General features: G+C 68.5%; 5 protein-coding genes and 1 pseudogene. 3 read left to right on the top strand and 3 right to left on the bottom strand.

Annotated elements, in window-relative coordinates:
• A partial coding sequence (locus RTO53_RS18420; RefSeq protein ID WP_312239157.1) for an autotransporter outer membrane beta-barrel domain-containing protein occupies positions 1-1,226 on the top strand: 1,226 nt, incomplete at its 5' end.
• A gap of 15 nt (positions 1,227-1,241) precedes the next feature.
• Here the strand turns inward: RTO53_RS18420 and RTO53_RS18415 are convergent.
• From RTO53_RS18415 to RTO53_RS18405, 3 genes are all read right to left on the bottom strand, one after another.
• Positions 1,242-3,311 (bottom strand): TerD family protein, encoded by a 2,070-nt coding sequence (locus tag RTO53_RS18415; RefSeq protein WP_312239156.1) that lies wholly within the window; start codon positions 3,309-3,311, stop codon positions 1,242-1,244.
• 386 nt (positions 3,312-3,697) lie between these two features.
• The gene (locus RTO53_RS18410; RefSeq protein WP_312239155.1) at positions 3,698-4,918 is read right to left on the bottom strand and encodes a multifunctional CCA addition/repair protein; all 1,221 of its coding nucleotides are present in this window, start codon (positions 4,916-4,918) and stop codon (positions 3,698-3,700) included.
• Positions 4,919-5,119: 201 nt separating this feature from the next.
• The gene (locus tag RTO53_RS18405) at positions 5,120-7,099 is read right to left on the bottom strand and encodes a transglycosylase SLT domain-containing protein (RefSeq protein WP_312239154.1); all 1,980 of its coding nucleotides are present in this window, start codon (positions 7,097-7,099) and stop codon (positions 5,120-5,122) included.
• 144 nt (positions 7,100-7,243) lie between these two features.
• On the opposite strand from RTO53_RS18405, the gene RTO53_RS18400 reads away from it, so the two are divergent.
• Both RTO53_RS18400 and RTO53_RS18395 read left to right on the top strand, forming a co-directional pair.
• Positions 7,244-7,651 carry a biopolymer transporter ExbD gene (locus tag RTO53_RS18400; RefSeq protein WP_312239153.1) on the top strand — a complete coding sequence of 136 codons (408 nt, stop codon included), beginning with the start codon at positions 7,244-7,246 and terminating at the stop codon, positions 7,649-7,651.
• A gap of 215 nt (positions 7,652-7,866) precedes the next feature.
• Positions 7,867-8,048, top strand: a pseudogene (locus RTO53_RS18395) (hypothetical protein); the annotation flags it as partial.

The raw sequence follows: 8,048 nt of genomic DNA, 5'->3' as shown, positions 1-8,048 counted from the left end.
CGATGACCCCGCCACCGCCGCCGGAGGATGCCGGCACCCCGCCGCCGCCGCTGCCGCCGCCGCCGTCGCCGGACGTGCCGGAGAACCCGGACCCGCTGGCGCCCGAGCCCGCGCCGCCGCCGCCGCCGCCCGAGCCGGCCCCGGTCGCGCCTGCGCAGGCCGATGCGCCGCCGCCGGTGCCGACCACGCCCGCCGCAGTGCCCGGCCCGCTGGCTGTGCCGCCGACCCCCGGCGCGGTGCCCGCGCAGGGCGACATCATTCCGCTGTACCGCCTGGAAGCGGCTGCCTACTCGGTGGTGCCGCCGCTGCTGCGCGAGACCAGCCTGCTCAGCCTGGGCACCTTCCACGAGCGCCAGGGCGACCAGCGTCTGCTGGCCGGGCAGGGTGGGTTCCGTTCGGCCTGGGCGCGGCTGATCGGCCAGAGCCACGAGCAGCATTGGGAGGGCGATGCCAAGCCCAGCTTCGATGGCGACATCCAGGGCGTGCAGGCGGGTATCGACCTGTACGCCAGCGCCGATGATCGGTATCGCGACCAGTTCGGCGTGTTCGTCGGCCGCACCCGTGCGCAGGGCAACGTCAACGGCTTTGCGATCGGCTGGGACAACGTGGCGGTTGGCCGCACGCGCCTGGACGACAAGCATGTGGGCCTGTACTGGACGCGTGTCGGCAGTGCCGGTGGTTACCTCGACGCCGTGGTGATGCAGAGCCGCTACGACGGCGACGCGCAGTCCGCGCGTGGGCTGGGGGTGGACCTGCGCGGCGATGGCACCACCGCCTCGCTGGAAGTGGGCAAGCCACTGCTGCGGTTCGGCCAGTCCGCCTGGTGGCTGGAACCGCAGGCGCAGGTGATCTGGCAGCGCAGTTCCCTCGATGACACCGCCGACCTGGTCTCCACCGTCCGCTATGACAGCGACAACGCCTGGACCGGTCGGGTCGGCCTGCGCGTGGCGGCCGATTACGACCTGGCCGGCAATGGCTGGCAGCCCTATTTCAAGCTCAACTACTGGCAGACCTTCGGCGGACAGGACCGCATCGATTTCGGCAGCAACCCGCTCAGCAACGAGCAGGGCTCGCGGGCGTTGGAGGTAGGCGTGGGCGTGGTCGCGCGCTTCAACGCCAACGTCAGCGCGTTCGCGGTGGCCGATTACACACGCGATCTGGAAAGCAGCGTGCAGAAGGAGCGCAAGAGCATCGAGGGTAATATCGGGCTGCGGTTTGACTGGTGAGCGCAGCGGAGCGTGTTACAGGAACTCGGCGCTGATTTTCGGGAGGTCGGTCGGGGTAATGCCCCGATCGACGGCGAAGATGGTCGCTGCCTGATCCGGCGTGCCGACGCGGTGTCCGCGCGCACGCACATGCAGGTCGAACAACGTGTGCAGGCGGGTCTTGGGCAGCGATGACATCGCACGCAGCATCAGCGATACGCCAGCAAGGTTGTTGGCAACGTTGACGGCAAATCGCGGCGTGCTGGTGAGTCCGATGTCCAGCCACAGTGCCTGACGTTCCACCAGGTCGAAGGCGATCGGCAGGCAGAAGGTGGTATCCGAGGCCAGGTCGAACCGATCCACCACGGTGGCGGGTTCGTAGATTTCGCCTGAATCCGGTGCGGTGCGCGCCATCCAGCCGGCGAAGCACTCGGGCAGATCGCAGTATGCCTGGCCGCTGAAGCTGCTCAGGCACATCACGATCCAGCGGATGCCGCGCTCCCGGCAGCGCTGGATATCGATGTCGATGAACTCGCTCGCACCCTTGGGCGCATCGACGATGTCGCCGCTGTGATGGGCGCCGAAGGTGGCCAGGTTGTAATAGGCCAACGTATCGATGTACTGCACGTCCTCGCCGTAGATGGCGGCCGACAGATCGATATCCACGCGGGATTTCCCATTGCGCCACCAGCAGAACATGCGCAGGGTGTTGGCGTCCGGCAGGGGCACCCGGCTGCCGCGCACCAGCGTGCGCAATGCCTTGGATGCCGAGCGTTGCGAGAACGGCACCAGGTAGCGCGACAGGGCCGGGTCGATGTAACTGGCGCCCAGCGGCGGCAACGCGGCGAAGCGGGCGAGCAACGCCTGTTCGCAGCACAGCGCCAGCGCCGCGCAGAGATCGGCATCGAGTGGGGCAAGGTGATCGGCGATCGCGTACAGCTTGCCGACCTGCCCCTTGGGCAGGAACACGCGCAGACCACGGGGTGCCGCGCGGTGCTGGAAGTGGGTCATCACCTGCAGCAGCACCGGGGTGGACACCGAGGCCGCCACCTGTGCGAACGTGTCCACCACGTCCTGTACGTTGTGGCTGCGCCGGGCGAGCACGTCCAGTCGCCGTGCCAGTTCACCCGGCCGTGTGCGCAGGACCGCCAGCGCGGTGCCGACATCGTCTTCGGCCAAGGCGCATTCCACCTGCGCATTGAAACCACGCAGGCGCTGACCGGCGCGCAGCCGGGCGAAGTCGGCGGCGGTGCCCGGGAACCGGGCGGCATGTTCGCCAGGGTGCAGGCGCTCGGCCAGGCGCACCCAGCGCGGCGTCCAGCGCTGCAGGTCTTCCAGGCGGTCGGGCATTTTCTCCAACCAGCTGAGCAATACCCGGCGCAAGGGACGCCGGTAGCGCCCGAAGCGGGTGGGCGCGGCCAGCGAAACGTCGCCGTCGTCCAAGGCTACGGCGATGCGCAGCACATCGGTGGCGGTGCGCACATGGCGGCCCAGGGCGCGGACGCGCGGATCGGCCATGCCTTCATCGGCAAGCAGCGCGGCCACGACCACGGCCAGGTTCTCTTTACAGGGAAGGTTCTCGGGCAGCAGCGACAGCGCGCGCTCGCGATGTTGCGCCACGTACCAGCGCACATCGGCGCTGTCTTCCGGCGAGTACGGCGTACGCGCGGCGGCAAGCGCCACGAACAACGCATCCACCTCGTCCTGTGTGCCCAGCTCGAGCACGCGCCAGTTGGGCACGTCCTGCCGGGGCGGTCGCGGCGTGGCCTCGCCCACGCGATCGAGCTGGCCGCGATAGTGCAGATACGCGTTCCAGTACCGTTCGGCATCGCTGGCGCGCATCATCTGTGCCGGGAAGTCCGGGTACAGCGGCGCATAACTCCGATGCGCGCCCAGCATTGCGCGCAATGCGCGGATCAGGCGCTTGTAGAACGCCTCCACCTCGGGCAGCGACAGCGTGGTCACTCGCTCGCACAGCGAGGGCGACATCTGGAAGCCGAGGGCTTCCAGGTTTTTCTGCAGCGTGGCGACCACCTCAAGCGGCTGGCGCTCGCGTCCCGCGCTGAGGATGACCTTGGATCTGCGCCGCAACAGCATCGGGTTCATGGCTTACCGGGGGATGCGTGGCGGCAGGAAAAGAGGTGGGGCGGAAAGCGAAGGCACTAGTTCGAAGTTTAGAAGGAAGCACCCTCATAGCCGCCCCGTCGCAAGCTTACCCAGTAAACGCGGTGCGTTTCAATGTGCCTGACCTCGGCTCGACGGGCCGCGCCGCGTTGGCGGTCGAGCGTGGTCGGGCACGGGTGCGGGGACGCGGTTCGGTGTAATCACACGCAGTAGTGGCGGGCATGGCCGCTGGATATCGGCCACACGCTGGCGTGCGTCTGCGCCGCGATCGGGACACGCCCGCCAGCGATGGCAACGGCAGCGGGTGCGGTTGCCGCGTCCCGACGAGGCGGAAATCAACCGCAACGGCTGCGGTCCGCTCAAAAGGATCAGCGCGCCGCGCCGATCGCCTGCGTACGCGCACTCGCCAACGCCTCACCCACCGCCGGGCCCTTCAGGTGGGTCAGGTCCAGGTCGCGCGCCTGTATGGCCAGGGCGGCCTGGTGCAACCGGTTGAGCGTTGCACCCTGAGGATAGTCACTGTCCTCGAAGCCGAGCCGGCCGCGCTTGTCCGCCTCGCAGCACAGCGCGATCTGCGCGATGCGCTCGGGACGGCGGAAACCGTCGCAGCGGCTGAGCAGTTTCAACACGGTGGCATCGCGCAGTTCGTCGATGCGGTGCACGTTGAGATGATCGCGGCAGACCGCTTCGGCCAGCTGGCGATGGTCCACCGGCACTTTCAGCCGGTCGCACAGCGCGGCCAGCGGCACCAGGCCACGCGCTTCATGCTGCAGATGGCGCGGCCATTCCTCCGGCGGGGTCAGGCCCTTGCCGAGGTCGTGGGTGAGCGCGGCGAAGCCGATCAGGTCATCGCCGGGCGCGAGGCGGGCGGCCATGTCGCTGACCATTTCCTGGTGCACGCCGGTGTCCACCTCGGGATGGAACTCGGCCCGTTGCGGGACGCCGTACAGCGCGTCCAGCTCGGGCAGGATCGCGCGCAACGCGCCGGCGTCGTGCAGCGTGCGCAGGAAGGCCGAAGGCTGGGCGCAGGTGAGCGCGCGGCGCAGTTCCTGCCAGACACGTTCGGGGACCAGCGCGTCCAGCTCACCGCTGTCGGCGATCTGGCGCATCAGGTCCATGGTTTCCGGGGCGACGCTGAAGCCGAGCGGGGCGAAGCGGGCCATGAAGCGTGCCGCACGCAGTACGCGCAGCGGATCTTCGACGAACGCCGGGCCGACATGGCGCAGCACGCGCTGTTCGATATCGCGCACGCCGCCATACGGGTCCACCAGCGCACCGGTGGCTTCATCGCAGGCGATGGCGTTGATGGTGAAATCGCGGCGCAGCAGGTCGTCTTCGAGCGTCACCGACGGATCGGCATCGACCACGAAGCCGCGATAGCCACGGCCGGACTTGCGCTCGGTGCGCGCCAGCGCGTACTCCTCGCCGGTATCGGGATGCAGGAACACCGGGAAATCGCGGCCGACCGCCTTGTAGCCCAGTGCTTCCATCTGCGCCTGTGAGGCGCCGACCACGACCCAGTCGCGGTCACCGGGGTCGCGTTGCAGAATGCGGTCGCGTACCGCGCCGCCCACCAGATAAATCTTCATGCGGCCATGATGCCGCAGTCGGGCAGCCCGGTGCCAATCGACCACCGGCAGTGCCGGCCGCTGGCCGGCTGCTGGAAATATCAGGCCATCGGGGCAGCCCGGTGCCAATCGACCATCGGTAGTGCCGGCCGCTGGCCGGCTGCTGCAAATTCAGGCAATCCGGGGAGCCGGCCAGCGGCCGGCACTACCCCGGCGCGCTTCTCAGTCGCCGCCCTTGTCGGCGTTGGCCGCGCAGGCGAAGTTCTTGCGCTTGGCCTGCAGGCGGCCGTTCATGCGGTCGCTCACCGGCAGTGCGTTGCCGTTCAAGCGCCAGTCGTAGATCACGCTGAAGGCCAGGATGCGCGCGACGTACTCGCGGGTTTCCTTGTAGCTGATGGTCTCGATCCAGATGTCCGGATCGAACCCCGGGCGCTGGGTCTGCCAGCGTGCGGTCGGGGTCGGGCCGGCGTTGTAGGCGGCGATGGTGACGTAGGGCAGGCCCTCGTACTTGTTCATCAGCTGGCGCAGGTAGGCGGTGCCGATGGCGATGTTGGTGTCCGGGTCGTACAGGCTGGCCGCGCCGCCGTAGTTGGCCAGCCCGATCGACTTGGCCACGCTGGCGCCGGTGGCCGGCAGCACCTGCATCAGGCCCATGGCGTTGGCCGGCGAGCGTGCCTTGGGATTGAAGATGCTCTCGGCGCGGATCTCGGCCGCCACCCAGGCCGGGTCGATCGCATTGCGTGCCGATTCGCGGCGAATCGCATCATCGTGGTGCAGCGGGAAGCGCAGCGAATACAGGCGCTGCTCGTCCGGGGTCTTGCCGAGCGAGAACACCGCGCGGTCGAACCAGCCGTTGTCGCGCGCCACTTCCACCGCGATGCGTCGCTGGGTGGTGTCGTAGCGGCTCAGCGCATCGTTCCATTCGGCCACGGCCCAGCCGGCGCGCTCGATCTTGAACAGTTCCATCGCGCGGATGATCGCCGGATCGCGCGCGACCGCCGCCTGCGCCTGCGCGCTGTCGTTGGGTTCCCACGGGCACAGCGTGTAGGTGGACTGGCCGAGCTGGTCGGCGGCGAGGAAGCCGTGGAAGGTAGCCGCGCGGGCCGCGTCGCGGTACAGCGGCTGGGCCTCGCCGCGCTTGCCGGCCTTCTCCAGCATGCGCGCCTCGAAATAGCGCCAGCGCGAATCGCTGCGCTGGGTCGGGCCCATCTTGCGGATCGCCGCCAGCGCTTGCGGCCAGTCGCCGCGCGACATCGCCTCGCGCGCACGCCATTCGTGCAGGCGCTCGTCATAAGCAGAATCGGGCACGGCATTCAGGCGTCGCGCGGATTCGGGACCGTAGGAGGCCACCGTCCACAGCGCCACCTGGTACAGCACCTGGGCCTGCTGGCCGGCACTGAGCTGCAGCGCCGTGGCGTACTGCGGCAGTTGCTGCTCGGTCGCGCCCGGATCGGCCTTGGCCAGCTTGGCCAGGCCATCGGTGGCGATGCGCCGGCTGCGTTCGTTGCGCGGCCAGTTCAGCGCGCTGGCGTTGGGTTTGTCGACGAAGGCGGCATAGGTGTTGGCCAGGGCCAGGTCGGCGGCGGGCAGGCCGCGCGCGGCGCTGCGCATCACCGCCGGCTGCTGTTCGTCCGCGGCGGCGTCGATCCGCGCCCAGCGCAGTTCGGCACTCAGGCCGCCCTTGGCATCGAGGACCGCGAACACCGCATCGCAGGCATCGGGCAACGACTTGCCGGTGCTGCGCCAGATCGCCTGGGCCTCGCTGGTCCACTGCGCGTCGGCCTTGCCGGTGGCCTGGCGTGCATTGAGCTGGGCGCAGCGCAGGCCGACATTGTCGGTCGGGGCCCAGTTGGCCAGCAGGGTCGGCCAGTCCTGGCGGCGCGCCACGGCCGGCAACCACACGCTGCGGAAGCTGCTGGCCACGGCCTGGCCGCTGTAGCGCTTGAGGAAGTCCTGTGCCTGCGCGCTGCTGACAGTGTCGATGTTGCGGCGCAGATTGGCGTATTCCAGCCAGCCGTACAGCGGATGCTTGTTCAGTGCCGCCGCCTGGGCGGGATCGAACTGACCGCGCTCGGCGTTGTCGATGGCGGCCTTGACCTGCGCGCGCTGCGCGTCGAGGTTCTGGGCATCGGCCACCGGGCTGAGCCCCGAGCAGGCCAGCAGGGTCGATGCACTGAGGAAATACAGGGGGAGTCGAGTCATGGCGAAAGCATAACGGCGCGGGGTGAAAGGCGGTGAGGGCAAGCCGACTCGATCATGAACGAACCCCGAGCGCGGGCGCTGCGTGCGCCGTGGCGCGGGTAGTCTCGGCCTTGGGGCAACCGGCCCCCACGCAAGGAGCAGACCATGGCATTCCGTGCAGCAGGGAACTCTGGACCACTGGCCGAGATCAACGTTACCCCGTTGGTCGATGTGATGCTGGTGCTGTTGATCATCTTCATCGTGACCGCACCGATGATCTCGATGCCGATCCCGGTCGACCTCCCGCAGAAGACCACGTCGGTGGTTCCTCCGCTGGACCCGCCTCCGCCGATCGAACTGCGCGTGGACGCCGCCAACCAGGTCACCTGGAACGGGCAGGCCATGCCGGTAGCGGCCTTGCAGGCGCGCATGCAGGAACAGGCGCAGTCCCACGCCGGCAACCTGCCCGAACTGCGCATCGCCACCGATCCAGGGACCGAGTACGAGGTGATGGCCAAGATCCTGGCGGCGGCCAACAACGCGCACCTGCAGCGCATCGCCTTCGTGCACTAGCCCGGTTCTGCATTGCAGTGCACCACCGACGCCCCTGTCCGCAGGGGCGTCATGCGTTGTGGCGCCTGCATCTTGCCTGTTCGGATTTGTCTGAGTGGTGTGAAAAAGTGTTGGTCGTCACTTCTTCACATTTACCGTTTGTTTACAAAGGAGACGTTGCCGCTGTTCAGGGGGACTCGGCAGCCCAGCCCAACATTCCTTTGGAGAGAGAGCGAATGAACGACCTGCACCACCGCCCGTTGGCGGTCGCTGTATCGCTGTGCCTGTTGTTGGCTGCGCCGGTCCTCGCCGGCGCCCAGGATGCCCCACGTACCACGACCGAGCTGGACCGCGTCGAGGTGACCGGTACCCGCATCAAACGGGCCGAAGTGGAAGGGCAAGTCCCGATCCAGACCCT

It is taken from the genome of Stenotrophomonas sp., from assembly GCF_031995405.1.
Taxonomy (GTDB): Bacteria; Pseudomonadota; Gammaproteobacteria; order Xanthomonadales; family Xanthomonadaceae; genus Stenotrophomonas.
The sequence above is the reverse complement of the archived record's forward strand: the minus strand, read 5'-3'. Positions and strand labels throughout refer to the sequence as shown.

Bases quoted from the DNA above. Each gene is read 5' to 3' on its own strand.
- RTO53_RS18405 (WP_312239154.1), bottom strand. From the start codon at position 7,099: ATGACTCGACTCCCCCTGTATTTCCTCAGTGCATCGACCCTGCTGGCC.
- RTO53_RS18415 (WP_312239156.1), bottom strand. From the start codon at position 3,311: ATGAACCCGATGCTGTTGCGGCGCAGATCCAAGGTCATCCTCAGCGCG.
- RTO53_RS18400 (WP_312239153.1), top strand. From the start codon at position 7,244: ATGGCATTCCGTGCAGCAGGGAACTCTGGACCACTGGCCGAGATCAAC.
- RTO53_RS18410 (WP_312239155.1), bottom strand. From the start codon at position 4,918: ATGAAGATTTATCTGGTGGGCGGCGCGGTACGCGACCGCATTCTGCAA.